Source organism: Kaistia adipata DSM 17808 (assembly GCF_000423225.1).
Classification (GTDB): domain Bacteria; phylum Pseudomonadota; class Alphaproteobacteria; order Rhizobiales; family Kaistiaceae; genus Kaistia; species Kaistia adipata.
The window spans coordinates 537,619-563,363 of sequence record NZ_AUHO01000010.1; the positions used below are offsets into that span (position 1 = coordinate 537,619).

General features: G+C 67.0%; 26 protein-coding genes. 22 read left to right on the forward strand and 4 right to left on the reverse strand.

The genetic code is table 11. The annotated features are described in order from the left end of the window. Window positions 1-4: 4 nt before the first annotated feature. The 6 genes from G539_RS0111390 to sugE all read left to right on the forward strand — a co-directional run bounded on the left by G539_RS0111390 (window position 5) and on the right by sugE (window position 6,785). Window positions 5-1,525: a sugar ABC transporter ATP-binding protein gene (locus tag G539_RS0111390; RefSeq protein WP_029075317.1), complete on the forward strand. Its 1,521-nt coding sequence runs from the start codon at window positions 5-7 to the stop codon at window positions 1,523-1,525. Further along, complete coding sequence (locus G539_RS0111395; protein WP_051231302.1) at window positions 1,525-2,493, forward strand: ABC transporter permease; 969 nt, start codon at window positions 1,525-1,527, stop codon at window positions 2,491-2,493. The genes G539_RS0111390 and G539_RS0111395 overlap by 1 nt, the downstream gene beginning before the upstream one ends. Window positions 2,494-2,537: 44 nt before the next feature. Continuing rightward, window positions 2,538-3,548, forward strand: coding sequence for a sugar ABC transporter substrate-binding protein (locus G539_RS26200; RefSeq protein ID WP_051231303.1), 1,011 nt, complete (start codon window positions 2,538-2,540; stop codon window positions 3,546-3,548). 106 nt (window positions 3,549-3,654) lie between these two features. Further along, window positions 3,655-4,503 (forward strand): sugar phosphate isomerase/epimerase family protein, encoded by an 849-nt coding sequence (locus G539_RS0111405; RefSeq protein WP_029075319.1) that lies wholly within the window; start codon window positions 3,655-3,657, stop codon window positions 4,501-4,503. A 45-nt stretch (window positions 4,504-4,548) separates the two neighbouring features. Next, on the forward strand, window positions 4,549-6,102 hold the full coding sequence (locus tag G539_RS0111410; protein WP_029075320.1) for a UxaA family hydrolase: 1,554 nt from the start codon (window positions 4,549-4,551) through the stop codon (window positions 6,100-6,102). A 365-nt stretch (window positions 6,103-6,467) separates the two neighbouring features. Continuing rightward, on the forward strand, window positions 6,468-6,785 hold the full coding sequence (gene sugE, locus G539_RS0111420; RefSeq protein WP_029075321.1) for a quaternary ammonium compound efflux SMR transporter SugE: 318 nt from the start codon (window positions 6,468-6,470) through the stop codon (window positions 6,783-6,785). An 83-nt stretch (window positions 6,786-6,868) separates the two neighbouring features. Here the strand turns inward: sugE and G539_RS0111425 are convergent, their stop codons facing one another. Beyond that, window positions 6,869-7,195, reverse strand: a complete 327-nt coding sequence (locus G539_RS0111425) for an NIPSNAP family protein (RefSeq protein ID WP_029075322.1) — start codon at window positions 7,193-7,195, stop codon at window positions 6,869-6,871. A gap of 239 nt (window positions 7,196-7,434) precedes the next feature. On the opposite strand from G539_RS0111425, the gene G539_RS0111430 reads away from it, so the two are divergent. The 6 genes from G539_RS0111430 to G539_RS0111460 all read left to right on the forward strand — a co-directional run bounded on the left by G539_RS0111430 (window position 7,435) and on the right by G539_RS0111460 (window position 12,546). Continuing rightward, complete coding sequence (locus G539_RS0111430; RefSeq protein ID WP_029075323.1) at window positions 7,435-7,824, forward strand: c-type cytochrome; 390 nt, start codon at window positions 7,435-7,437, stop codon at window positions 7,822-7,824. A gap of 204 nt (window positions 7,825-8,028) precedes the next feature. After that, window positions 8,029-8,871 (forward strand): cytochrome c oxidase subunit II, encoded by an 843-nt coding sequence (locus G539_RS24505; protein ID WP_035830993.1) that lies wholly within the window; start codon window positions 8,029-8,031, stop codon window positions 8,869-8,871. Window positions 8,872-8,965: 94 nt separating this feature from the next. Further along, a complete protein-coding gene (gene ctaD, locus G539_RS0111445) occupies window positions 8,966-10,750 on the forward strand; it encodes a cytochrome c oxidase subunit I (RefSeq protein ID WP_029075324.1) in 1,785 nt (594 codons plus the stop codon). After that, complete coding sequence (locus G539_RS0111450; RefSeq protein ID WP_029075325.1) at window positions 10,747-11,451, forward strand: cytochrome c oxidase subunit 3; 705 nt, start codon at window positions 10,747-10,749, stop codon at window positions 11,449-11,451. The genes ctaD and G539_RS0111450 overlap by 4 nt, the downstream gene beginning before the upstream one ends. Window positions 11,452-11,490: 39 nt before the next feature. Next, window positions 11,491-12,198, forward strand: coding sequence for a heme-copper oxidase subunit III family protein (locus G539_RS0111455; protein ID WP_035831140.1), 708 nt, complete (start codon window positions 11,491-11,493; stop codon window positions 12,196-12,198). 9 nt (window positions 12,199-12,207) lie between these two features. Continuing rightward, window positions 12,208-12,546: a cytochrome C oxidase subunit IV family protein gene (locus G539_RS0111460; RefSeq protein WP_029075327.1), complete on the forward strand. Its 339-nt coding sequence runs from the start codon at window positions 12,208-12,210 to the stop codon at window positions 12,544-12,546. A 106-nt stretch (window positions 12,547-12,652) separates the two neighbouring features. On the opposite strand, the gene G539_RS24510 is transcribed toward G539_RS0111460, so the two are convergent. The 3 genes from G539_RS24510 to G539_RS0111475 form a co-directional block, all read right to left on the reverse strand. Beyond that, window positions 12,653-12,946, reverse strand: coding sequence for a BrnA antitoxin family protein (locus G539_RS24510; protein ID WP_035830995.1), 294 nt, complete (start codon window positions 12,944-12,946; stop codon window positions 12,653-12,655). A gap of 96 nt (window positions 12,947-13,042) precedes the next feature. Then, window positions 13,043-14,212 (reverse strand): cystathionine gamma-synthase, encoded by a 1,170-nt coding sequence (locus G539_RS0111470; RefSeq protein WP_029075328.1) that lies wholly within the window; start codon window positions 14,210-14,212, stop codon window positions 13,043-13,045. Then, the gene (locus tag G539_RS0111475; protein ID WP_029075329.1) at window positions 14,209-15,615 is read right to left on the reverse strand and encodes a pyridoxal-phosphate dependent enzyme; all 1,407 of its coding nucleotides are present in this window, start codon (window positions 15,613-15,615) and stop codon (window positions 14,209-14,211) included. The genes G539_RS0111470 and G539_RS0111475 overlap by 4 nt, the downstream gene beginning before the upstream one ends. Window positions 15,616-15,934: 319 nt before the next feature. Between G539_RS0111475 and G539_RS0111480 the strand changes: the two genes are divergently transcribed. The 10 genes from G539_RS0111480 to G539_RS0111525 all read left to right on the forward strand — a co-directional run bounded on the left by G539_RS0111480 (window position 15,935) and on the right by G539_RS0111525 (window position 25,737). After that, window positions 15,935-17,227 carry an ABC transporter substrate-binding protein gene (locus G539_RS0111480; protein ID WP_245576863.1) on the forward strand — a complete coding sequence of 431 codons (1,293 nt, stop codon included), beginning with the start codon at window positions 15,935-15,937 and terminating at the stop codon, window positions 17,225-17,227. Window positions 17,228-17,411: 184 nt separating this feature from the next. Continuing rightward, on the forward strand, window positions 17,412-18,299 hold the full coding sequence (locus tag G539_RS0111485; protein ID WP_029075331.1) for a carbohydrate ABC transporter permease: 888 nt from the start codon (window positions 17,412-17,414) through the stop codon (window positions 18,297-18,299). Further along, a complete protein-coding gene (locus G539_RS0111490; RefSeq protein WP_029075332.1) occupies window positions 18,296-19,162 on the forward strand; it encodes a carbohydrate ABC transporter permease in 867 nt (288 codons plus the stop codon). Before G539_RS0111485 ends, G539_RS0111490 begins: the two co-directional genes overlap by 4 nt. Window positions 19,163-19,310: 148 nt before the next feature. After that, on the forward strand, window positions 19,311-20,561 hold the full coding sequence (locus G539_RS0111495; RefSeq protein ID WP_029075333.1) for an extracellular solute-binding protein: 1,251 nt from the start codon (window positions 19,311-19,313) through the stop codon (window positions 20,559-20,561). Window positions 20,562-20,748: 187 nt separating this feature from the next. Then, window positions 20,749-21,684, forward strand: a complete 936-nt coding sequence (locus G539_RS0111500; protein ID WP_029075334.1) for a carbohydrate ABC transporter permease — start codon at window positions 20,749-20,751, stop codon at window positions 21,682-21,684. Beyond that, entirely contained in the window at window positions 21,684-22,523 is an 840-nt protein-coding gene (locus G539_RS0111505; protein ID WP_051231304.1) for a carbohydrate ABC transporter permease, read from the forward strand. The genes G539_RS0111500 and G539_RS0111505 overlap by 1 nt, the downstream gene beginning before the upstream one ends. Continuing rightward, window positions 22,520-23,275, forward strand: coding sequence for a PIG-L deacetylase family protein (locus tag G539_RS24515; protein ID WP_051231305.1), 756 nt, complete (start codon window positions 22,520-22,522; stop codon window positions 23,273-23,275). The genes G539_RS0111505 and G539_RS24515 overlap by 4 nt, the downstream gene beginning before the upstream one ends. Further along, complete coding sequence (locus G539_RS0111515; RefSeq protein WP_029075336.1) at window positions 23,272-24,165, forward strand: ROK family protein; 894 nt, start codon at window positions 23,272-23,274, stop codon at window positions 24,163-24,165. The genes G539_RS24515 and G539_RS0111515 overlap by 4 nt, the downstream gene beginning before the upstream one ends. Further along, window positions 24,162-24,905 (forward strand): GntR family transcriptional regulator, encoded by a 744-nt coding sequence (locus G539_RS0111520; RefSeq protein WP_029075337.1) that lies wholly within the window; start codon window positions 24,162-24,164, stop codon window positions 24,903-24,905. The genes G539_RS0111515 and G539_RS0111520 overlap by 4 nt, the downstream gene beginning before the upstream one ends. A 46-nt stretch (window positions 24,906-24,951) precedes the next feature. Next, entirely contained in the window at window positions 24,952-25,737 is a 786-nt protein-coding gene (locus G539_RS0111525) for a sugar isomerase domain-containing protein (protein WP_029075338.1), read from the forward strand. Window positions 25,738-25,745: the final 8 nt, after the last annotated feature.

The window sequence follows — 25,745 nt, forward strand, 5'->3', positions numbered from 1 at the left end:
AGCGATGCAGTCGGAAACCCCACTCGCGATCCAGGTCCAGGGCGTGACCAAGAGCTTTCTTGGCCAGCGCGCCCTCGACGACATCCATTTCGAGGTCGCGCGTGGCGAAGTGCACGGGCTGGTCGGCAAGAACGGCGCCGGCAAGTCCACCTTCATGAAGATCCTGTCGGGCGCGCAGCCGCCCGACAGCGGCGACATCATCGTCGGCGGGCAGGCGTTCAAGGCGCTCAATCCGGCCGAGGGCCGGGCCGCCGGCATCGCCATCGTCTACCAGAATCCGGAACTGCATCTCGACCTCTCCGTCGCGGCCAACATCTTCCTCGGCGCCGAGCCCCGCATGGCGCTCGGCATCATCGACGAGAAGGCGATGGCCCGGCAGGCGAGCGAGCTGCTCGCCCGGCTCGGCCTTAACCTGCCGGTCGGCAGGCGTCTCGGCGATCTCGACATCGCCGACCGCCAGCAGGTCGCGATCGCCAAGGCGGTGCGCGAGAAGGCACATGTGCTGCTGCTCGACGAGCCGACCGCGGCGCTCAACAAGGCGCAGGCGGAATTCCTGTTCAACCTGATCCGCGACCTCGCCCGCCAGGGCATGGCGATCGTCTATGTCTCGCATCACCTCGACGAGGTGCTGGCGATCTCTGACCGCATCACTGTGCTGCGCAACGGCCGCAAGGTGGCGCTGGTCGACGGCAAGGGCGCCGACAAGGAAGGCCTGATCGCGATGATCGTCGGCCGCACGCTGGACGCGGTCGAGCCGCGCCGGCTGGACAAGCCGCGCGCCGAGGCGTTCCTCGTCATGGATGGCGTTTCCAGCGAAGGTGGTCTCGACCGTGTTTCGCTGGAAGTCGCCAAGGGCGAGATCGTCGGCCTGACTGGCCTGATCGGCGGCGGCGCCAACGCGCTGGCCGCCGTGATCGGCGGTCTCGATCACCGCCATGTCTCGGGCGCCATGACGCTCGGTGGCCGGCCCTACGCGCCGCGCGCCGTCCGCGAGGCGATCGCCCGTGGCGTGCTCTTCATCCCCGAGGACATGCGCGGCCGCGGCCTGGTGATGAGCCTGTCGATCGCCAAGAACATCTCGCTCGCGGCGCTGCGATCGTTGTCGAAACTGGGCTGGCTGAAGCTCGCCAAGGAGACCGGCGTCGCGACGGCCATGTCCGAGCAACTCGATCTCAATCCGCGCGCGCCGAGCCGAGAGGTCCGCTTCCTGAGCGGCGGCAACCAGCGCAAGGCGCTGCTCGGGCGCGCCATCTTCGCCGATGGCCAATTGTTCGTGCTCGAGGAGCCGACCCAGGGCGTCGACGTCGAATCGCAACGCCAGATCCACGACCATCTGCGCCATCTCGCGGCCAAGGGCGCGACCATCGTCTTCGTCTCGACCGACCTCGAGGAACTGATCGCGCTCGCCGACCGGATCCTCGTCCTGCGCGGCGGCCGGATCGAACAGTCGCTGTCGCCCGAAGGCCTCGATCCCCAGCAGCTGCTGGCCGCCATCCAGACTCAAAGCACCCGGAGCCTGAACTGATGTCTTCTCCCGCCGCCACCGTCGCGCAGGCAATCCGCAAGCCCGGCGGTCTCCGGACGCTCGACATCGGCCGCTACACCCTGCTGATCGTCCTGCTGCTGATCGTCGTGGTCACGGCCATCGGCAATCCGCGCTTCCTGTCCGTCAACAACCTGATGAACATCCTGTTCCAGGTCTCGGCGCTCGGCATCGTGGCGTCAGGCCAGACGATCCTGCTGATCGCTGGCGGCCTCGATCTCTCGGTCGGCGCGGCGCTTTCGGTCGCCGGCCTCGCCACGGCGCTCACCATCATGTCGACCGGCTCGGTCACGCTCGGCATTCTGGCCGGCGTCGCGGCCGGCGTCGTGGTCGGCACGATCAACGGCATGCTGGTCGCCACCAACCGCGCCACGCCGTTCATCATCACGCTCGGCACGATGACCTTCCTGCAGGGCGTCGCCATCCTGATGTCCGGCGGCAGCCCGATCAACGGAACGGGCAAGCTGTTCGACGTCTTCGGGCTCGGCGATTTCCTCGGTGTGCCCTGGCCCGTCTATGCGATGATCGTCTCGATCCTCGCCATGTTCCTGATCCTGCGCTTCACCACGCTCGGCCGCTATGCCTTCGCCATCGGCGGCAACGAGGAAGCGGCGCGGCTTTCCGGCATCCCGGTCCGGCGCATCAAGATCGCGCTCTATGCGCTGAGCGGCCTGTTCGTCGGCGCCGCGGGCGTGATCCTCACCGGCATCCTCGATTCCGGCCTGCCCAGCATGGGCACCGGCTACGAACTCCGCGCTATCGCGGCCGTGGTCATCGGCGGCACGCCGCTGATCGGCGGGCGCGGCACGGTCATCGGCACGCTCGGCGGCGTCCTGCTGCTGGGCCTGGTGAGCAACAGCATGAACCTTCTCGGAGTCGGCGCGAACTTCCAGAGCGCCGTGCTGGGATTGATCATAACGGCGGCAGTCCTTCTGCAGAAAAAGACCTAACCGGAACGCCGCTTCAGAGCCTTGGTCAACGGAGGAGACGAGCAATGATGATTACGAGGAGAGCCCTTGCGCTGCTGGCGCTCGGAACCGCGCTGGTGGCGCCCGGCCTGGCGCAGGCGGCGGAGAAGACCATCGCCTTCATGCGCGGCGGTCCGGATCCGTACTACCAGTACGGCATGAACGCGGCCCAGGCCGCGGCCGACAAGCTCGGCGTCAAGCTGATCACCTATTCGGCCAACAACGACCCGACCCAGGAACTCGCCAACGTCCAGGACGCGATCACCAAGGGCGTCGACGGCATCTTGATCTACGCCGTGTCGCTGTCGTCGGAAAAGGCCGCCATCGCGCAGGCCAAGAAGGCCGGCGTGCCGATCTTCTTCCAGTACGGCTATGACGAGTCGATCCTGGCGGATTCGGCCGGCATCATGCAGATCGACCTCTTCCGGTTCGGCGAGCCCGTCGGCGAGGCGATCGGCAAGCTGCTGCCGGAGGGCGAATACGCCACCATCACCGGCAAGCTCGGCCGCGGCGACGCGGAAGCCTTCGCCCAGTCGTTCAAGAACGGCATGGCGAAGTCGGGCTCGAAGGCTGTCTCCGTGGCCGATGTCGCGGCCGATTGGGACCGCCAGAAGGCGATGGACGCCGCCTCGCAGATCCTGACGGCTCATCCGAACGTCAAGGCGATCTACGCCGCCAATGACGACATGGCCGTCGGCGTCGCCATCGCCATCGACCGCGCCGGCAAGACCGGCGAGATCCTGATCGGCGGCAACAACGGCGCGCCCTATGGCGTCGAGCTGATCGAGAAGGGCCAGATGACCCTGACCGGCAGCAACCCGCCGTCGATCGCCTCGGTCCATGCGCTGCGCCTGCTGCTCGGCGTCATCGACGGTACGGTCAAGCCGGGCCAGTTCTACTACGCTCCGACCCAGGTGATCACCAAGGACAATCTGGCCGATGCCGCTCCCTGGGATGCAAAGCCTGAAATGGTGACCAAGTGGCTGGAAGAGCCGCTGCCGCAGGGTGCAGCCCCTCCGGTTCCGCCCTCCGAGTGATGTGCCGGGCCGGCGGACCATCGGGTTCGCCGGCTCGTTCCAGCGGAGCCGGACCGCGAGGCCCGGCCCGCGAGGCTTCCATCGCGATGCTGAGAAGAGACGTGCCATGAAGATCGGTTTCAATCTCCTGCTCTGGACCGCCCATGTCGAACCCCGGCACTGGCCGATCCTCGAGGACCTGAAGCGCTGCGGCTATGACGGCGTCGAGATCCCGATCTTCGAGGGCACGCCGGAGCACTATGCGGAGCTCGGACGCGAGCTCGACCGGCTCGGCCTCGACCGCACCGTGATCGCGCTGTTCCCCGGCACCGAAATGAACCCGATCGGCGAAGACGCCGCCCAGCAGGATGCGGCTCGCCGCCACATGCAGTGGATCCTCGATTGCTCCGCCGCCCTCGGCGCGAACGTCGTCGGTGGCCCCCTGCATTCGACGCTCGGCCATTTCTCCGGCGATGCGCCGACCGCCGTCGAACGCGAGCGCGGCATCACCTTCCACCGCGAGGCGGGCGACATGGCCAAGGCACGCGGCATCACGCTGGTGCTGGAGGCGGTCAACCGCTTCGAATGCTATTTCGTCAACACGATGCACGATCTCGCCGGCTACCTGGCCGAGGTCGACCATCCCAATGTCGCCGGCATGTACGACACCTTCCACGCCAATATCGAGGAGAAGGATCCGCTGGCCGCCGTCACCGCCATCGCGCCGCATCTGGCGCATGTGCATGTTTCCGAGAACGATCGCGGCACGCCCGGCAAGGGCCACATCGATTTCGCCAGCACGTTCAAGGCGCTGAAGGCGGTCGACTATGACGGCTGGATCACCATCGAGGCGTTCGGTCGCTCGATGCCGCTGCTCGCCGCGGCGACGCGCGTCTGGCGCGACCTCTTCCCCACCACGACCGAAGTCTACAGCGACGGCTACACGCTGATCCGTGACGGCTGGCGTGCCGCCTGAACTTGAACTTGAGAGCGGCCATCGACGCGCCGCGAGGGTATCTACATGAACGAGGCAGCCCCCATCTCTGCCCAGCCGCGGACGCTCGTCCTCAATGGCTCCGACAACATCGCCGTGGCGCTCGGCAATCTCGAGGCCGGCACGACGACGGCGCAGGGCGTCCAGATCACCCGCCGCGTGCCGCGCGGCCATAAATTCGCGCTCCGGCCGATCGCCGCCGGCGAGCCGGTCGTCAAGTTCGGCCAGATCATCGGCTTCGCGAAAACCGACATCGCGCCCGGTGACTGGGTGCACGAGCATAATTGCGGCATCGGCGAGGAGCACGGCGCCTTCGCGCGTGACTACGCCTTCGGCGAGGGCGTGGTGCCGACGCACTATGTGCCGGCGGCCGAGCAGGCGACCTTCCAGGGCTTCCGCCGCGCCAACGGCAAGGTGGGCACGCGCAACTATGTCGGCATCCTCACCTCGGTGAACTGCTCGACGACGGTCGCCGGCTTCATCGCCGCCGAGATCGAGCGCTCCGGCATCCTGAACGACTATCCGAACATCGACGGCATCGTCGCGCTGAAGCAGGCGAATGGCTGCGTCATCGACTATCGCGGCGTCATCTTCGACACGCTGAAGCGCACCACCTGGGGCTATGCCACCAACCCGAACATGGGCGGCGTCGTCATGGTCGGCCTCGGCTGCGAGGGCTTCCAGATCCCGCGCTTCAAGGACGCCTACGGGATCGAGGAGAGCGAGACCTTCCGCACCATGACGATCCAGGAGGTCGGCGGCACGCGGAAGACGGTCGACGCCGGCGTCGAGGCGGTGAAGGCGATGCTGCCGATCGTCAACAGCGTCCAGCGCGAGACCGTGCCGGCGAGCGAGCTGATGCTCGCCCTGCAATGCGGCGGATCCGACGGCTATTCCGGCATCACCGCCAATCCGGCGCTCGGCGTCGCCGCCGATATCCTGGTCCGCAATGGCGGCACCGCGATCCTGTCCGAGACGCCCGAGATCTACGGCGCGGAGCATCTGCTCACTCGCCGCGCCGTCTCGCGCGAGATCGGCGAGAAGCTGGTCGACATCATCCATTGGTGGGAGGACTACGCGCAGCGTAACCTCATGGAGATGAACAACAATCCGTCGCCCGGCAACAAGCAGGGCGGGTTGACGACCATTCTCGAGAAGTCGCTCGGGGCCGCTGCCAAGGGCGGCACCTCGCCGCTGACCGCCGTCTATGGCTATGCCGAGCCGGTGACCGAGAAGGGCTTCGTGTTCATGGACACGCCCGGCTACGACCCGGTCTCGGCGACGGGCCAGGTCGCCGGCGGCGCCAACATCCTCTGCTTCACCACGGGGCGCGGCTCCGCCTATGGCTGCAAGCCGACGCCATCGATCAAGATCGCCACCAATTCCGAGATCTACGCCAAGATGATCGAGGACATGGATATCAATGGCGGCGACGTGCTCGACGGCAAGTCGCTCGAGGCGAAGGGGCAGGAGATCTTCGACGAGATCCTCGCGGTCGCCTCCGGCAAGCGCAGCAAGTCCGAGCTTCTCGGCTATGGCGACAACGAATTCGTGCCCTGGCAGATCGGCGCGACATTCTGAGGATCTTCGAACAGCGCGCGCGATGTAGACGCGGCGCGCCGGCGCGGAAGGCCTGCCGGGTTTGAGCCCGGTGTCGCACGCGCTCGGCCTCGCCGGCCGCGTCGGCCTCGCCGGCGCACTGCTGCCGCTCGTCCGGATCGTGGCGCTGGCCGGCTTGGAGCTGAAGAGGACCGGGATTCAGGCCTCAGTCCTCACCATGCTGACCTGGATGTATCCGAACGACGCGTGCATCCCGGTCCCCGAGCGCGGCGAGGGGATGCCTTGCCCGGCATGCCGGGCATCGCTATCTAGGAGCGATCGAGGAACGACCTCCCCATATCGGGAAAGCATGTCCGGGACGGCCCGGCCCATCGAAGGAGGGCCGCATGGCCTGGGTTTATCTTGTTCTCGCCGGTATCTTCGAGGTCGTCTGGGCGTCGGCGATGAAGCAGTCGGACGGCTTCACCAAGCTCTGGCCGAGCGTCGTCACCATCGTCACGATGATCATCAGCTTCGCGCTGCTGTCGATCTCGATGAAGTCGCTGCCGCTCGGCACGGCCTATGCGATCTGGACCGGCATCGGCGCCGTCGGCGCCTTCTGCGTCGGCATCTTCTGGCTCGGCGAGGCCGCCTCGCTGTTCCGGATCGTCAGCGTCGCGCTGATCCTGTCCGGCCTGATCGGCCTCAAGCTCTCGACCCACTGATCGCGCGGGGCGCGGGGCCCTCGCCCCGCGTCTCCATTCTCCGATAGGCGCGCGCCGACGATCCGGCGCCGCTGCCGGCTCCGTCAGCGGACGGAGGAATAGGCCGTCGGCTGCAGGAACGAAGCCGCGACATTGGCGACGATCAGGCCGTCCTTCTCGCTCTCGGCGCGGGCGGCCTGCCATTCGGGATCGGCCATGAAGGCGCCCCACTTCTGTTCGCGCTCGGCCAGGCTTTCCCAGGCGATCAGATAGGTCAGGTCGTTGTTGGCCGGGCCGATCAGCGTCGTCCAGAAGCCGGCCTGGCGGATGCCGTGCTTGTCCCAGAGCCGCAGCGTGTCCTTCTGGAAGCGGTTCTGCAGCGCGGGCAGGCGGCCGGGCAGGCAGGAATAGACGCGCAATTCGTAGATCATTCGCTTCTCCGGCAGGTTCTGGCTCTGGAATTCTGTTTCGGCGGGACGACTTGCGGTCGAGACAAGCCCAATCGACACCCCGATGCAAGGTTCTTCGGGCGCCGCCTTGCCGTGTCGTGAACCTGATCATAATCGTTCTAAACTGACATGACGTTGCGGGATGTGTTAGCTTGCCGGCGGAGCGCTCCGTCCGGGGCAGTGAGCCCGGAGCGACGGATGCAAGCTCCTGGGAGGCGGCAATGATCTTGCGGAGCTTGGGCGTGATGCTGGCCCTGGTCGCGATTCCGGCGGCGGCGGCCGCGGATGGCGACGCGGCGCTCGGCCAGAAGGTGTTTCTGAAGTGCAAGGCCTGTCACCAGATCGGCGAGAACGCCAAGAACGCCGTCGGGCCGGAGCTGAACGGCCTGTTCGGCCGTCATTCGGGCTCGGTGGCGGGCTACAAGTATTCGGACGCCAACAAGAATTCCGGCATCGTCTGGGACGAGACGGTGTTCCGCGAATACATCCATAATCCGAAGGCGAAGGTTCCCGGCACCAAGATGGCCTTCCCGGGCATCAAGGACGACAAGGACATCGACAACCTCATCGCCTACATCAAGCAGTTCGGTCCGGACGGAAAGCAGATGTGAGGCGCTTCGCCCGGCGCGGCCGGGTGCGGCAGCCGGGCCCGGTCCGCTTGGATCGGGTCCGGATCGGGATTAAGGTAGAAGAAGCAGAAAAAGGATGGTCGCCGGCGCCAAACGGCGCATCGACGACAGGAAGCGTATCCACTTCATTCTGATCATGGCGGGGCCGACCTTCGACAGGGGCTCCTCGGCTGGGATGAAAAAGGAATGCTGATCGCGATAATCCTTGCTCTGGTGGTCGCCGGCTCGATTCTGTTCCATGTCCTGAGCCCGTGGTGGTTCACGCCGATCGCGTCGAACTGGGGCTATATCGACGACACCATCAACCTGACCTTCTGGATCACCGGCGCCGTCTTCGCCGCGGTCGTGCTGTTCATGGCCTATTGCGTCTGGCGCTTCCGCCACCGGCCGGGCCATCGCGCCGCCTATGAGCCGGAGAACAAGCGGCTCGAGACCTGGCTCGCCGTCGTCACCGGCGTCGGCGTCGCCGCCATGCTGGCGCCGGGCCTCGTCGTCTGGGGCCAGTACATCACGGTGCCGGCGGGCGCCGCCTCGGTCGAGGTCGTCGGCCAGCAATGGCAGTGGGCCTACCGGCTGCCGGGCAAGGACGGGCGCCTCGGCGTCGCCGACACCCGCGCCGTCAGCGCCGAGAACCCGATCGGCATCGATCCCAACGATCCGGCCGGCCAGGACGATATCGTCGTGCAGGGTGGCGAGATCCATCTGCCGGTCGGCAAGCCGGTAGCGTTGCTGCTGCGCTCGGTCGACGCGGTGCATAATTTCTTCGTGCCCGAGTTCCGCGCCAAGATGGACATGATCCCGGGCTCGGTCACCTATTACTGGGTGACGCCGACCCGCACCGGCACCTTCGAGGTGCTGTGCGCCGAGCTCTGCGGCGTCGGCCATCCCTACATGCGCGGCACGGTCGTGGTCGAGGCGGAGGCGGACTACCAGGCCTGGCTCGACCAGCAGCAGACCTTCAAGCAACTGACGACGCCGGCCACGACGAGCGCGCTTGAGACGCGCGCCGGCGCGCGCCCGCCGCTCTAGCGCGGGCGAGGGGAATTCGCTGGCGCGGTCCGTTCGCGCCGGCGGCAAGAGGCGGGGGCAAGGCCGCCCTCGGAACCGAGCGAGGTGACGCCTGATGGTGGATCTGACGCATGGCGGTGACGGACATGCCGCGGGGCATGCCGGGGAACTGGAGCTCTACCACCCGACCAGCTGGGTGACGAAATACGTCTTCTCGCAGGACGCCAAGGTGATCGCCATCCAGTACGGCACGACGGCGATGGCGATCGGCCTGGTGGCGCTGGTGCTCTCGTGGCTGATGCGCATCCAGCTCGCCTATCCGGGCGCGCTGCCCTTCATCGACGCCGACCGCTACTACCAGTTCATCACCATGCACGGCATGATCATGGTGGTGTATCTGCTCACCGCCGTCTTCCTCGGCGGCTTCGGCAACTACCTGATCCCGCTGATGCTCGGCGCGCGGGACATGATGTTCCCGTATCTGAACATGCTCTCCTATTGGATCTACCTGCTCGCCGTTCTCGTGCTCGCGGCCGGATTCTTCGTGCCCGGCGGGCCGACCGGGGCGGGCTGGACGCTCTATCCGCCGCAGGCGATCCTCGCCAACACGCCCGGCCAGCAATGGGGCATCATCATCATGCTGGTGTCGCTGATGCTGTTCATCATCGGCTTCACCATGGGCGGCCTCAACTATGTCGTCACGGTGCTGCAGGGCCGCACCAAGGGCATGACGCTGATGCGCATGCCGCTCACCGTCTGGGGCATCTTCACCGCCACCGTGATGGCGCTGCTCGCCTTCCCGGCGCTGTTCGTCGGCGCCGTCATGATGCTGTTCGACCGGCTGTTCGGCACCAGCTTCTTCATGCCGTCGATCATCGCCATGGGCGAGCCGCTCGACACCGCCGGCGGCAGCCCGATCCTGTTCCAGCACCTGTTCTGGTTCTTCGGCCATCCCGAGGTCTACATCGTCGCGTTGCCCGCCTTCGGCATCGTCTCCGACCTGATCAGCACCCATGCCCGCAAGAACATCTTCGGCTACCGGATGATGGTATGGGCGATCGTCATCATCGGCGCGCTCTCCTTCGTCGTCTGGGCCCACCACATGTATGTGAGCGGCATGAATCCGGGCTTCGGCTTCTTCTTCGCCACGACGACGCTGATCATCGCCGTGCCGACGGCGCTCAAGGTCTACAACTGGGTGCTGACGCTGTGGCGCGGCGACATCCACTTCACCGTGCCGATGCTGTTCGCGCTCGGCTTCATCGTCACCTTCGTCAATGGCGGCCTGACCGGGCTGTTCCTCGGCAATGTCGTCGTCGACGTGCCGCTCTCCGACACCATGTTCGTGGTGGCGCATTTCCACATGGTGATGGGCGTCGCGCCGATCCTCGTGATCTTCGGCGCGATCTATCACTGGTACCCGAAGATGACAGGCCGCATGCTGAACGACGCGATGGGCAAGATCCACTTCTGGGTGACGTTCCTCGGCGCCTATGCCGTGTTCTTCCCGATGCACTATCTCGGCCTGCTCGGCGTGCCGCGGCGCTATTTCGAATCCGGCGACATCAGCTTCGTGCCGCCCTCGGCGCACACGCTGAACGAGTTCATGACCATCGCGGCGCTGATCGTCGGCGCGGCGCAGATGCTGTTCCTGTTCAATCTCGTCTGGAGCCTGCGGCACGGCAAGCCGTCCGGCGGCAATCCGTGGGGCGCCACCACGCTCGAATGGCAGACGCCCGAGACGCCGCCGCCGCACGGCAACTGGGGCGCCGAGCGGCCGGTCGTCTACCGCTGGGCCTATGACTACAGCGTGCCCGGCATGGCCAAGGATTTCCTGGCGCAGAACGATCCCGGTCCCGGCGCAGCCGCCGCGGCCCCGGTCGGGGAGGGCGCGCGGTGAGCGTCATCCTCGTCTTCCTGCTGGCGGTCGTCATCGTCGTCTTTGCCTGGCTGGTCCGCCAGGGCCTGTTCTCGAAACCCTGGCTCGAGGTCGGCGTCGCCGGCGGCGTGCCGATCGTCGAGCCGTCGGCGCCGAAAGCGGCGCGGGTCGGGCTGGCGGTGTTCCTGGTCGTCGTCGGGTCGCTCTTCGCGCTCACCGTCAGCGCCTATCTGATGCGCGCCGGCTTGGGCGACTGGCGGCCCGTGCGCCTGCCCGGCATCCTCTATGTCAACACCTTCACGCTCCTCGTTAGCAGCCTGGCGCTGGAGACGGCGCGGACGGGCGCGCGGCGCGGCGACTTCGACAGCGTGCGCACCGGGCTCATCGCCGGCGGCTTCACGGCGCTCCTGTTCCTGGTCGGCCAGCTCGTCGCCTGGCGGCAGCTGAACGAGGAGGGCTATTACCTCGCCAGCAATCCGGCCAACGCCTTCTTCTATCTCGTCACCGCGCTGCACGGCGTGCATGTCGCGGGCGGGCTGGTGGCGCTCGGCCGGGTGACGGGGCGGATGCTCAGGGGGGCCGGTGTCGCCGCGCTGCGGACCGGCGTCGGGCTCTGCGCCACCTACTGGCACGCGCTTCTCCTGATCTGGCTGGTGCTGCTCGGGCTGCTGACGAGCTGGATCGGCGATTTCATCCTGATCTGCCGTCAGCTGCTTTCATAGGAGGCGGGCATGGTGGAACATCTGGCGGACGACCGCATCATGCAGGACGGCCCCGCCGCCGCCGGCGGCAAGCCGGGGTGGCGCGGCTTCGTCGCCGACTGGGCCTCGGACCAGAGCTCGTTCAAGGGCGTGTCCTGGGGCAAGGCGATGATGTGGGTGTTCCTGCTCTCCGACACCTTCGTCTTCGGCTGCTTCCTCGTCGCCTACATGACGGCGCGGATGTCGACGGTCGTGCCCTGGCCCAATCCGAGCGAGGTGTTCGCGCTCGAGATCGCCGGCACCTCCGTGCCGCTGATCCTGATCGCGATCATGACCTTCGTGCTGATCTCGAGCAGCGGCACCATGGCGCTCGCCGTGCACTACGGCTATCTGCGCGACCGCCGCAAGGCGGGGATGCTGATGCTCGCGACGGCCTTTCTCGGGGCCTGCTTCGTCGGCATGCAGGCGTTCGAATGGACGAAGCTGATCCATGAGGGCGTGCGGCCGTGGGGAAACCCGTGGGGCGCGGCGCAGTTCGGCTCCACCTTCTTCATGATCACCGGCTTTCACGGCACGCATGTCACCTTCGGCGTGATCTTCCTGCTGATCCTGGCGCGCAAGGTGCTGCGCGGCGATTTCGAGACGGGCCGGCGCGGCTTCTTCACCAGCCGGCGCGGCCAGTACGAATCCGTCGAGATCATGGGTCTCTACTGGCACTTCGTCGATCTGGTCTGGGTCTTCATCTTCGCCTTTTTCTACCTCTGGTAGGAGATTCGCATGACCGACGCGACCGCGCATGCCGACACGCAGCAGCACCATCCGGTGAAGCTCTACCTGACGGTCTGGGTCTGGCTGTTCATCCTCAGCGCCTGCTCCTATTTCGTCGACTATGTCGGCGTGCAGGGCCTGCTGCGCTGGTCGCTGATCATCCTGTTCATGCTGCTGAAGGCCGGCCTGATCGTCGCCATCTTCATGCACATGGCCTGGGAGCGGCTGACGCTGATCTACGCGATCCTGCTGCCGCCGCTGCTGATCCTGGTCTTCGTCGCCATCATGGTGGCCGAGTCCAACTACACGCTGCTGACGCGAGTGATGAACTTCGCCAGCGGCACGTAGGGATCCGCGCTGCTCCGGGCAGCCCCGCCGCCGTTTCACGTGAACCGCTCCAAGGCGGTTTGCGCGCGGCGGAGCCTGCGCGACAAGCGTGCGAGGCGGGAGGGGTCTAGCCGCCGGAGGGCGGCAGGCGGCGGCGGACGGCACTGCGGGCCCGGAGCCGCGCGCGCTTCTTCGCCTCGCGCGCATGGGTGCGGTTGACGATGATGTTGAGCGCCTCGTTGAGGCGCGACTGCCAGTCCTCGCCCGAGGCCTTGAAGTGTTCGATGACCCGCGTGCTCAACGTCAGCGACGTGGTGACGAGGTCGTCGCCGGCGGCTTTCCGTCCGCGACGCGTCGTCGGCGTGGCGTCGTCCGCGATGACGTCGATGGTGTCGTCGTCCGAAATCTCCGAAGCAGGCATCCGCTCCCTTTCTCGTATGGCATTCCTATTATCATGCCGAGCCTGCCCTTACGGTAGGTTTTGTACAGTGACCGAGGTCACACCTCGCGCGTTGCCTCAGAGAAGCGCCTGTCCGATGTCGGCGATCAGGTCCTCCGCCGCCTCGATGCCCGCCGAGAGGCGCACCAGCCCCTCCGAGATGCCGATCGATTCGCGCTGGGCGGCTGGGATCGAGGCATGGGTCATGGTGGCGGGGTGCTCGATCAGGCTCTCGACGCCGCCGAGGCTCTCGGCCAGCGTGAAGAGGCGCACGCGTTCGAGGAAGCGCCTGGTGCCGGCGAGGTCGCGGTCGAACTCGACGCTGATCATGCCGCCATAGGCGTGCATCTGCCGCCGGGCGATCGCGTGCTGCGGATGGCTCTCGAGCCCCGGATAGATCACGCGCTTCACGTCGGGTCGCGCCTCCAGCCAGCGCGCGATGGCGAGGCCGTTCTCCGAATGGCGCTGCATGCGGAGCGCCAGCGTCTTCAGCCCGCGCAGCGCCAGGAAGCTGTCGAACGGCCCGGAAATGGCGCCGACGGCGTTCTGCAGGAAGCGGATCTGCTTGGCGATCTCTGGGTTCGATCCGACGACGACCGTGCCGCCGATCATGTCGGAATGGCCGTTCAGGTACTTGGTCGTCGAGTGCACGACGATGTCGATGCCGAATTCCAGCGGCCGCTGGATGTAGGGGCTGGCGAAGGTGTTGTCGGCGACGGTGATCAGGCCGCGCCGCTTCGCCAGCGCCGCGATCGCCTCGAGGTCGACGATCCGGAGCAGCGGATTGGTCGGCGTCTCGATCCAGAGCAGCTTGGTCTCTGGCCGGATCGCCGCCTCGACGGCGGCGAGATCGGTGAAGTCGGCGAAGGAGACCTCGAGCCCGGCGGTGCGCCTGCGCACCTTGTCGAGCAGGCGGAACGTGCCGCCATAGAGATCGTCGGTGGCGACGATGTGGTCGCCGACGGAGAGCAGCTCCAGCGTCGTGGCGATTGCGGCGAGGCCGGAGGCGAAGGCGAAGCCGGCCGTGCCGCTTTCGAGATCGGCGATGGCACGCTCGAAGGCGAAGCGGGTCGGGTTCTGCGAGCGGCCATACTCGAAGCCCTTGTGAACGCCGGGGCTTTCCTGCGCATAGGTCGAGGTGGCGTAGATCGGCACCATGACCGCGCCGGTCAGCGGGTCATGGCTCTGGCCGCCATGGATGGTGCGGGTGTCGAAGGCCAGTCGGTTCGTCTTTTCCGGCTTGTTCAAGGCGCCAACCTCTCGTGATTGATCAGGTCCATGCGGGTGATCAGGCCGACGAACTCGTCGCCGTCCATGACGATGGCGACCTCGTCGCGCTCGAATACCGGCAGCAATGCGTCGATCGGCTCGCCGGCCTGCAGAGTGTGCAGCGCCGTCACCATGGTGTCGCGTACCGAGGCGCCGAAATCGCGCCGGCCCGCATGGCCGACGCGGCGCAGGCCGTTCAGCACGTCGCTCTCGTCGAGCAGGCCGATCAGGCTGCCATGCTCGATGACGGGCAGCTGCGACACGTCGGCCGAACGCATGCGGGCATAGGCGGTCGACAGCGTGTCGTCGGGCGCGACGGTGACGGTGGTGCCGTCGGCATAGGTGCGGGCCACCAGGTCGCGCAGATTGTTGTGGCGGATCTTCTCGATCAGGCCCTGCTCGGCGACCCAGACGTCGTTGAACACCTTGGAGAGATATTTGTTGCCGCTGTCGCAGACGAGGGTGACGACGCGTTGCGGCGTCGTCTGTTCGCGGCAATAGCGCAAGGCGGCCGCCAGCAGCGTGCCGGAGGAGGAGCCGGCGAGGATGCCCTCCTGCGCCAGCAGGGCGCGCGCCGCGGCGATGCTCTCGCGGTCGGAGATGGTGTAGGCGGCGGAGACCAGCGACAGGTCGCAGTTCGACGGCACGAAATCCTCGCCGATGCCCTCGACCGCCCAACTGCCCGGCTCGATCGTCTCGCCGGTGTTGACCAGCGGCGCCAGGATCGAGCCCTTCGGGTCGGCCAGCACCATTCTTGTCTTGGGCGAGGCGCGCTTCAGGTAGCGGCCGATGCCGGTCAGCGTGCCGCCCGAGCCGACGCCGACGACGACCGCGTCGACGTCGCCGTCCATCTGTTCGAGGATCTCCGGCCCGGTCGTCGTCTCGTGCGCCAGCGGATTGGCGGGATTGGCGAACTGGTTGACGAAGAAGCCGCCGGTCTCCGCGGCGATCCGCGCGCCCATGTCCTGGTAATAGTCCGGGTGGCCCTTGCCGACGTCGGAGCGGGTCGTGCGCACGTCGGCGCCGATGGCGCGCAGATGCTGCACCTTCTCGCGCGACATCTTGTCGGGCACGACGAGGATCAGGTGATAGCCCCTCGGCAGCGCCACCTGGGCGAGGCCGAGGCCGGTATTGCCGGCCGTCGCCTCGACGAGCGTGCCGCCCGGCTTCAGCCTGCCGTCCGCCTCCGCCGCGCGGATCATCGACAGGGCGATGCGGTCCTTGATCGAGCCGCCGGGGTTCTGGCTCTCCAGCTTGACGAAGAGACGGCACGGGCCGGTGTCGAAAGTCGTCAGCTCGACCACCGGCGTGCGGCCGATCAGGTCGAGGCTGGAACGGACGGGGCGGGGAAGCGGAGATTCGGGGACGGCGCGGTCTGTCATGATGCCCTCCACATGACGCGATTGACGGCGATCAGCTTCTCAGCATGTGGCGTCGACGCCTCGAACGGCAAGCCCGACGGTTCCGCCGCCGCCGCCCTCGGCGCAAATTCATGCCTTCCAAACAGTAGTGGAATCGGCCTGTCGAAGGCGCTGGCGCGGCGCGTCGTTGCGGATATGCTGGACGTACGGGAAGGCTGTGCACCGCCAGCTGCATTTGGCGGCTTGCCGATCTGCTGGAGTCATTATAACGTCCTTACGTCATAACAGAATGATGGCCGGTTACACCGCCGGACCGTCGACATGCGAACGGAGGGGTACCGTGACGATCAGACCGCTGATGGGCTTGTTTCTGGGTTCCGCCATGGCCGCGTTTTCCAGCGTGGCCTGGGCCGAGGACGTAACCGTATCGTTCCTGACGCATTGGCCGCCGGAGACGGTCGCCAAGCTCGAGGCCGCCGCCGCCACCTATGCCAAGGACCATCCGGGCGTGAAGGTGGAAGTGCGCGCCGTGCCGTTCGGCGACCTTCTGACGACGCTGCGCTCGCAGGCCGGCCAGGCCGGCGGTCCGACGATCGCGGGCATCTATGACCTCTGGCTGCCGGAGCTGGCGCGCGACAAGCTCGTCAACGCCGCGCCGGACGCGAACGCCACCGACGTCAAGACCAACTGGCCGAACGGCGTGGCGACCGCCGCCAGCGTCGGCGGCACGGTCTATGGCTATCCGAACGAGATCGACGTCTACGCGCTGAACTACAACAAGAAGCTGTTCGAGGAAGCCGGCATCAAGGAAGCGCCGAAGACCTGGGACGAGTTCGTCGCCGCCGCGGAGAAGCTGACCAACAAGGACAAGGGCCAGCAGGGCTTCGGCATGATCAACTCGTGGGCGGCCGGCGTCGTCCATCCCTTCGCCTCGCTGCTCGCCTCGAATGGCGGCGCGCTGGTGGTCGACGGCAAGCCGCAGCTCGACAGCGAAAACGCCAAGGAGACCTTCGCGCTCTACGAGAAGCTGATCCAGTCGGGCGCCTCGGTCGCCACCATGGGCACGGCCGACGCCAATACGACCGGCCCGTTCCTCGACAATTTCGTCTCCGGCAAGACCGGCATGATCATCATGGCGAACTGGTGGGAATCGGCGCTGAAGGCCGGTATGGGCGACCGCTTCGCCGATGTCGCGACCGCGCCGATCCCGGTTGGCCCGAAGGGCGACGGCCCGCACTCGATCTCCTATTCCTGGATGACCGTCGTCTCGGACGGCGCCTCGGACGCCGAGAAGAAGGCGGCCTGGGACTTCCTCGCCTGGTTCAACGGCCCGACCTCGGGCGAGAACGGCGCCTCGGCCATGGGCGACCTGCTGCAGTCCATGGGCATCCTGCCGTCGCGCACCTCCGACGTCGCCGCCTTCGCCGACCGGCTGAAGACGCCGTTCCTTTCCGGCTATGTCGACGTGCTGTCGGAAGCCCGTCCGTTCCCGACCGTGCTCGGCGGCCAGGAATTCACGGAATCGCTGCAGGCCCAGATCGAGGCGCTGCAGTTCGGCAAGACGACCGCCGCCGAGGCCGCCGCCGCGGCCCAGGCCGACGCCGTCTCGATCCTCGAGAAAGCCGCGCAGTAAAGGCGTCTCCATCGTCATCCCGGGCTCGGCCCGGAATCCCTTCGGCCGACCGCCCGGCCGAAGGGATTCCCCTCGCGGGAATGACGACTGATTTGGACACCTTGACCCCTCGCCCGCGTCCGTGGGCGAGGGACCAGGAAGTGCGTGCCTGCCGGGCGCGCCTCAACAGAGCATTCCGTTCCGCATGATTGGCCTTCGAAAATCAATCTTCGCCATGCTGGCGCCGGGGCTGGGGCTGATCGCCGTCTTCATCCTCGTGCCGATCGCGCTGACCGTCTGGCTCGCCTTCACCAAATGGTCGGTGCAGACGCCGTTCTCGAGCGCCACCTTCATCGGCCTCGACAATTTCCGCGAGATCTTCGGCTCGACCTCCGTCGGGCGCGACTTCAAGGGCGCGATGATCAACACGGCGCTCTATTCGGTGCTGTCGATCGTGCTGATCCTGCCGCTTTCCGTCGTCTTCGGCATGCTGATCCACCAGGCCGAGCTCAAGGGCGCCAACCTGCTCCGCACCATCCTGTTCGCCACCTACATGGTGCCGATGATCGCGGTGGCGCTGGTGTTTTCAAAACTCTATTCGCCGACCGAGGGGCCGTTCAACCAGATCCTGTCCTGGGTCGGCATCGGCCCGCAGCCCTGGCTGTCCTCGCCCGATACGGCGCTGGTCTCGATCGTGCTTCTGAACGTCTGGCAGCAGGTCGGCTATTTCACCATCCTGATCATCGCCGGGCTGACCCAGATCCCGACCTCGATCTACGAGGCGGCGCGGATGGACGGCGCGCGCGGGCCGGCGCTGTTCGGCTACATGACGCTGCCGCTCCTGAGGCGGACGCTGCTGTTCTCCGCCGTGATCGCGCTGATCAACGCCGTGCAGGTGTTCGAGCCGGTGGCACTGATCACCCAGGGTGGCCCGGTCGGCTCGACCAACGTCATGACCTACCACATCCGCCGCGTCGGCATCGAGCGCGCCCAGGGCGGGCTCGGCTCCGCCATGTCGGTGACGCTGCTGCTCGCGCTCGTCATCACGGTCACCGCCGTCTTCGCCTTCGCGCGCCGGGAGGATCGGCGATGAACGCGCAGGGACGTCTTCCCGCCACCGGCGCCGGCGCCACCGGCTGGCGCGCCTTCCTCTATCTCTTGATGATCGCGATCGCCGTCGCCTCGGCCTTCCCGCTCGTCTGGATGGTTCTCTCCAGCCTGAAGACGCCGGCCGAGGCGATGCAGACCCCGCCGGTCTGGATCCCGCAGACGCCGTCGCTCGACAGCTACCAGAAGGTGGCGGACCTGATCAGCGTCGGCCGGTCCTTCATGAATTCGGCCGTGATCGCCGGCATCACCACCGCCGGCATCCTTCTGACCTCGCTGATGGCGGGCTTCGCCTTCGCCAAATACCGCTTCCGCTATCGCGAGGCCTTGTTCGCGATCACCATCGCGACGATGTTCCTGCCGCCGATCGTGACGCTCATTCCGCTCTACCGGCTGGTCGGCTCGATCGGGCTCAACGCCAGCCTCGCCGGCGTCATCATCCCGAACCTCGCCAATGCCTTCGGCATCTTCCTGATGCGCCAGTTCATCGCCGGCGTGCCGGACGAACTGCTGGAGGCGGCGCGGCTCGACGGCGCCTCGGAGTTCCGCATCCTGTTCCGCATCGTGGCGCCCGCCGTCGCTCCGGCGCTGGCGGCGCTCGCGCTGTTCGCCTTCGTCTATCACTGGAACAGCTATCTCTGGCCGCTCACCGTGCTGCAGGGCAATGCCGACAACTACCCGATCGTCATCAGTCTCTCGCGGCTGCTCTCCTACAACCGCTCCGCCGTCAATACGGGCCTGGTGATGGCGGGGGCGACGCTCGCCGTGCTGCCGCCGCTGATCCTGTTCGTGTTCCTGCAGCGCTTCTTCGTCCGCACCATCACCGCTTCCGGCATGACCGGACAGTGAGGCCGACACCGACGACGACCTCCCGCTGCGCCGGCCTGAAAAATCCGGCGCAGCATCCCAGAATCCCACTTGTCACCCTGCGGCATCCGGCTAGAGTGATTACGACGTTATAACGACATAAGCACTGTCAAAGAGGGGAAGACCGGTTATGTTGAACGTTCGCAGACATCTGAAATCCGCCGCCATCGGCGCGCTCGCGCTCGCCGCCACCGCGCTCTCGGCCACGGCCGGCGAGGTGACGCTCTGGAGCTGGCGCACCGAGGACCAGGCGGCGATGGAGAAGATCTTCGCCGCCTTCACCGCGAAGAACCCTGACGTCACCGTCAAGCTGCAGTTCACGCCCGACGCCGACTACCAGAACCGGCTGTCGACGGCGCTGCGCGGCGGCAAGGGCCCTGATATCGCCCAGCTCAAGGCCTATGGCGAGCTGCAGCCGCTGGTCGACGGCGGCTATCTCGACGTGCTCGACGAGAGCGTGCCGGCGCTGAAGGAGTTCACGCCGGCGGCGCTGAGCGGCTCGGTCGGAATCGCCGACGGCAAGATCTACGGCGTGCCCTATTCGACGCCGGTGATGGGCGTCTTCTACAACACCGAGATCTTCGAGAAGAACGGCATCGCCATCCCGAAGACCTATGACGAGTTCGTCGCCGCCTGCGAGAAGCTGAAGGCGGCCGGCGTGCTGCCGATCGCGGCGGGCGGCGCCAACGGTTCCGGCTGGGCGCTCGAGATCAATGTCGGCGTCGTCGGCCCGTCCGTCTACGGCACCGGCTTCTACGACGAGATGATGAGCGGCAAGGCGAAGTTCACCGATCCGCGCTTCGTCAAGACGCTCGAGAAGGTCAAGGCGCTGCAGCCCTACTATTCGGACGGCTTCGCCGGCGTCGATTACACCACCGCCACGCAGCAGTTCATCTCCGGCAAGGCGGCGATGTTCTTCGGCGGCGCCTGGGAGAACGGCAGCTTCAAGGCCCAGAACCCGAACCTGAAGTTCTCGATCTTCCCGTTCCCGGCCGACAAGGCCGAGGGCCAGGTCGCCGTCTCGGCCTTCTCCGACGGTTCCTATGGGCTTGTCTCGGACAGCGAGAACAAGGAAGACGCGACCAAGGTGCTCGCCTTCATCGCCTCGCCCGAATTCGCCCAGCTCTTCGCCGACGAGCTCGGCTGGCCGCCGGCCCGCTCCGGCGCTACGGCGAACGATCCCGTCCTGAAGTCGATGCTGGAAATGCAGACCAACGCCACGCCCTACCTGACGCTGGTCGGCTTCCGCTGGCAGACGCCGACGGCTTCCTCCGTCGTGCAGGCCGAGATCATCGACATGATCGAGGGCAAGATCGCGCCGGAGAAGCTCGCGGCAAACGTCGACGCGGCCGTGTCGACCTGGTTCAAGCCGAAGGAGTAGGCGTCCCGCACGACCTCGGCCCCTCCCCCTTGTGGGGAGGGGTTGGGGAGGGGGTGCCAACTCCCTCCCGCCGATTTCGATCCATCCGGAACAGCCGGCGCCGGTACCCCCACCCTGGCCCTCCCCGCAAGGGGGAGGGGAAAGGCGGGACTGCCGCCCCAAACCCATCAGCCCGAAAGGAGGGCGCATGTCGACAAGTCGCCCTCGGGCCGCGCCCGTCGAATGGCAGAAGCATCGCTCCGCCGCGCTGTTCGTGCTGCCGGCGCTGGTGATCTACTGCCTGTTCGTCATCTATCCGCTGGCGAGCTCGCTCTGGGGCTCGCTGTTCGAATGGCGCGGGTTCCGCATGCGCGGCTTCGTCGGGTTGGACAATTTCGCCCGCCTGTTCGTCGAGCCGAGCTGGACCAAGCTCTCCGGCGCCTTCACGCACAATGTGTTCTGGTTCCTAGGCATCATGGTGCTGCAGAACGGGCTCGGGCTGATCTTCGCCTATCTGCTGTTCCTGCGCCGTCGCGGCACGGCCTTCCTGCAGTCGGTGTTCTTCTTCCCGGCCGTGCTCTCGCCGGTTATCGTCGGCGCGCTGTGGCGGCTGCTGCTGACGCCCGATGGCGCGGTCGAATCCCTGCTGCACAGCCTCGGCCTGCTCGAGGGGCGGCTGACCATCCTCGGCGATTCCACCTGGGCGCTCTGGGTTCTGATCGCGGTCGACGCGTGGAACTGGATGGGCCTGCCCGTGCTGATCTTCACCGCCGGCCTGCGCCAGATCCAGCCCGAGGTGTTCGAGGCGGCGCGGCTCGACGGCGCCGGTAATGGCCGCATCCTGTGGTCGATCGCGCTGCCGCAGCTCGTGCCCTCGATCTCGTCGCTGACGACGCTGACCTTCATCAACACGTTCAACCAGTTCGACCTCGTCTATGTGATGCAGGGCGTGCAGGGGAACCCGAACTTCGCCACCGACACGCTGGTGACCTACTTCTTCCGCCTCGCCTTCGGCGCGGAAGGGGCGGTCGGCATCACCGACATCGGCCTGGCGCTGGCGCTCGGCACGCTGCTCTTCCTGCTCCTGACCGTGGTGACGATCGGGCTGCTGCGCTTCTTCGAGCGCCGGACGGTGAGGTTCTGATGACCAATCTCGACGTCGCGCAGCGGATCCGGCAATTGCCGGGCTGGATCGTCCTGGCGCTCTGGGCGCTGGTCGTCGCGGTGCCGCTCTACATCCTGATCGTCTCCTGCTTCAAGACGACGGCGGAAATCTATGGCGACAAGTTCGGCCTGCCGACGAACTGGACGCTCGACAATTTCGCCAATGCGTGGACGCAGGCGCAGTTCGCCCGCTACATGTGGAACTCCTTCGCCGTCACCGGCGGCGCCGTGATCCTGACCCTCGTCGTCTCCGCGATGGCGGCGTTCCCGCTCTCCCGCTACCAGCTCGGCTGGTCGTCGCCGGTGCTCGCCTTCTTCCTCGCCGGCGTCATGCTGCCGATCCGCCTGGCCTCGGTCGAGCTGTTCACGCTGATGAAGACGCTCGACCTGCTCGACAGCCGGCTCGGCCTGATCTTCGTCTATTCGGCGATCCGCATTCCCTTCGCCGTCTTCATCCTGGCGAACTTCATGCGCGTGCTGCCGAAGGAGCTGGAGGAGGCGGCGCGACTCGACGGTGCCAAGGAATGGCGCATCCTGTTCCGCATCATCCTGCCGACGATCAAGCCGGCGGTGGCGATCGTCGCCATCTTCACCGCGATCGCCGTCTGGAACGATTTCTTCTTCCCGTTGATCTTCATCTTCGACGACGACTACAAGACCGTGCCGCTCGCCATCACCACCTTCATCGGACAGTTCCGCACGGATTGGGGCATGGTCTTCGCCGCGCTGGCGATCTCGATGATGCCCGTGCTGGTCATGTATCTCCTGCTGGCACGCCAGATCCGTGAAGGCGTCGGCGCCACCGGAGGACTGAAATGATCGACGACCGCATCTATGGCGGAAAGAGCCTGCTCGTGGTGGGGGCGCATGCCTTCGACGCCGAGGTGATCGCCGGCCCGCTCGCTGCCGCCGCCGCGAAACGGGGCCTCGATGTCACCCTGCTGCACCTCACCATGGGCGAGCAGGGCCACACCTCGCTGTCGCCGAAGGCCTATGCGGAGCAGAAGCGCGCCGAGGCGGATCGCTTTTGCGAGAAGCTCGGCATTTCCTGGCGCGAGCTCGGCTATCCCGATGCTTTCCTGCCCGACGATGACGAGGTGGCACTGAAGATCGCCGACGTCATCCGCGAGCTCCGGCCGGACACGATCATCACCCATTGGCAGGGCAGCTGGCACAAGGACCACCGCGCCGCCGCCAATGCGACGAAGACCGCCGTGCTCTACGCCGCGCTGCCGACGCTGGAACGCGCCCATCCGGCTTTCAGCCCGGGCCTGCTGCTGTTCGGCGAGAACTGGGAGGACGACGAGGGCTTCGTCGCCGCCGAGCTGGTCGATGTCAGCGACGGTTTTGACACCTGGCGCAGCGCCATCACGGAGTACGAGCTGGCGCGCGGCCTCTCGTCCTTCCCCTATGTCGATTATTATTCGGCGCTCTACCGCATGCGCGGCTGCCTGAACGGGACGCAATACGCGCAGGCCTTCGCCACCACCTCGCATTCCTTCAACGCCGGTGGCGGTATGTTCAACGGCCGCAAGCGGCCCGCGGGCTGCGGCTGCGGAGGTCACGAATGAGCGCCGCCTCGCACGTCCTCGCGCTCGATCTCGGCGGCACCAGCCTGCGCGCCGGCTTTGCTCCCGCCGATGCGCCGGCCGAACTGGCCTCCGTCGAACGCTGGCCGGCTCCTGCAAGCGCCGAGGCGCTGCGCGACAAGGTACTGGCGCTGATCGCCGAGCGCGGATCGGTATCCGGCATCGGCATCACCATTCCCGGCCTTGTCGAGGGCACGGTGGCGCGCTGGGTGCCCAACCTGCCGCATCTCGACGGCGTCGATCTCGCCGTTCTGCTCGCCGAAGCGGGCGCGCCGGTCGCGGCCGGCAATGACGCGCAGATGGCGATGCTGGCCGAGGCCAGGCTTGGCGCCGCGAACGGGCTCGACGACGCCATCCTGCTCGCGATCGGCACCGGCATCGGTTCGTCGGTGCTCGCTGGCGGCCAGATCGTACGGGGCGTGCGCGGCGGCGCCTGCTCGTTCGGCTGGGCGGCGGCCGATGTCGCCGATCCCGGCGAGGATCGCTCGGGCTGGCTCGAACGCCAGGCGGCGGGCAGGGCGCTCGACGCGCGCGCCCGCGAGATCGGCCTTGCCGATGGCGCAGCGCTGATCGCGGCGGCGCGGCAGGGCGATCGCCCGGCGAGCCTCGCCATCCATGCCTCCGGCACCGCGCTCGGCACCGCGCTTGCCGGTGCCGTGGCGCTGCTCGATCCGGCCGCCGTGCTGCTCGCCGGCGGTGTCTCGGAGGCGATCGACGTGTTGCAGCCGTCGCTGCGCGCCGCGCTCGACCGGCATCTGCCGCCGCATCTGCGCGGCATCGAAATCAGGCCCGGCCGCTTCGGCCCGCAAGCCGGCCTTGTCGGCGCGGCGGTCGCGGCGGCGCGCGGGGCCGAATGGTGGAGGGTCCGATGACCGATGGACTGATCACATCCCTCGACCGGCGCCGGCCGGAGCCGCTCTGGCACCAGGCCGAGCGCGCCATCCGCGCCCGCATCGAGGACGGCGAATGGCCGGCCGGGTCGCAGATTCCGGCCGAGGACCGGTTGTGCGAACTGCTCGGCGTGAGCCGCATCACCGTGCGCCACGCCCTGCGCAATCTGGAAGCGCTCGGCCTGCTCCGGCGCGAGCATGGCCGCGGCACCTTCGTGCGCAGCGCCACCGTCGTCGCCGGCGCGCGTGGTCTCACCAGCTTCACCGACGAGATGGCGGCGCTCGGCCTCACCGTCGGCTCGCGCATGCTGGCGCAGGAGATCGTGCCGGCGAGCGTCCGCGTCGCCGCCGCGCTGGAGATCGAGGAGGGCGAGCCGGTCGCCATGGTCCGCCGCCTCCGCCTCGGCAATGGCTCGCCGATCGGCGTGCAGACGGCGCATCTGCGGCTCGACCGCGTGCCCGGCCTGCTCGACGAGGACCTGTCCGGCAGCTCGCTCTATGCCCAGATCGAACGCCGCTACGGCATCAAGCCGTTCGAGGCGACCGAGACCTATCGCGTCGGCGCCGTCGGGCCGGAGGATGCCGTGCTGCTCGAGATCGAGGCCGGCAGCCCGGCCTTCATCGTCGAGCGCCTCGCCGTCGACCCGCGCGGGCCCTTCGAATTCACCCTCTCGATCATGCGGGGCGACCGCTACGAGATCCGCTCGACGCTTCGGATCTGACGCCTCGATCGACCTTTCCCCCTCACGGATCACCAAGGAGACCATGATGTCCGATTTCTACCTGCACCGCCTGATCAAGCTGATCGAGAAGGCCGGCTCCGCCAATGACGCGGCGCTGACCGAGGCGGCCCAGCGCTTTTCCGAGTCGCTCGCCAAGGGTGGCCTGATCCACCTGTTCGGCTCGGGCCATTCCGTCCTGCCGACCCAGGAGGCGTTCCCGCGCTACGGCTCGTTCGTCGGCTTCAACCCGCTGACCGACCCGCGCGTCATGTGGCACAACGTGCTCGGCGCCGGCGGCGTGCGCGAGCTGCTCTGGCTGGAGCGCACCGAGAACTACATCGACAAGTTCCTCGACCACCAGCCGCTCAACCCCGGCGACTCGATCATCATCTACTCGCATTCCGGCACCAACTCGGCCGGCATCGAGACGGCGCTCTACGCCAAGGCGCGCGGCCTGTTCGTCGTCGCCGTCACCTCGAAGGCGAACGACAAGCCGGCCAAGCACTCTTCGGGCAAGCGCCTGAAGGACGTCGCCGACGTCGTCATCGACACCAACTCGCCGGTCGAGGACGCGATCGTCCCGATCGAGGGCTGGAGCCGTCCGGTCTCGGGTTCGTCGACCGTGCTCGCCATGATCCTGACCCACGAGCTGATCGCGCGCACCGCCGACCAGATGTCGAAGAAGGGCATCGAGCTTCCGGTCTTCGCCTCGCCGACCATCGAGGGCGTGACCCTGCACGACACCGACGTGATCTACGGCATCTACCGCGAGAAGATGATCGAGGCGCAGCAGAAGCACCTCAAGACCTTCCAGGACAAGATGAAGGGCTGATCGCGCCC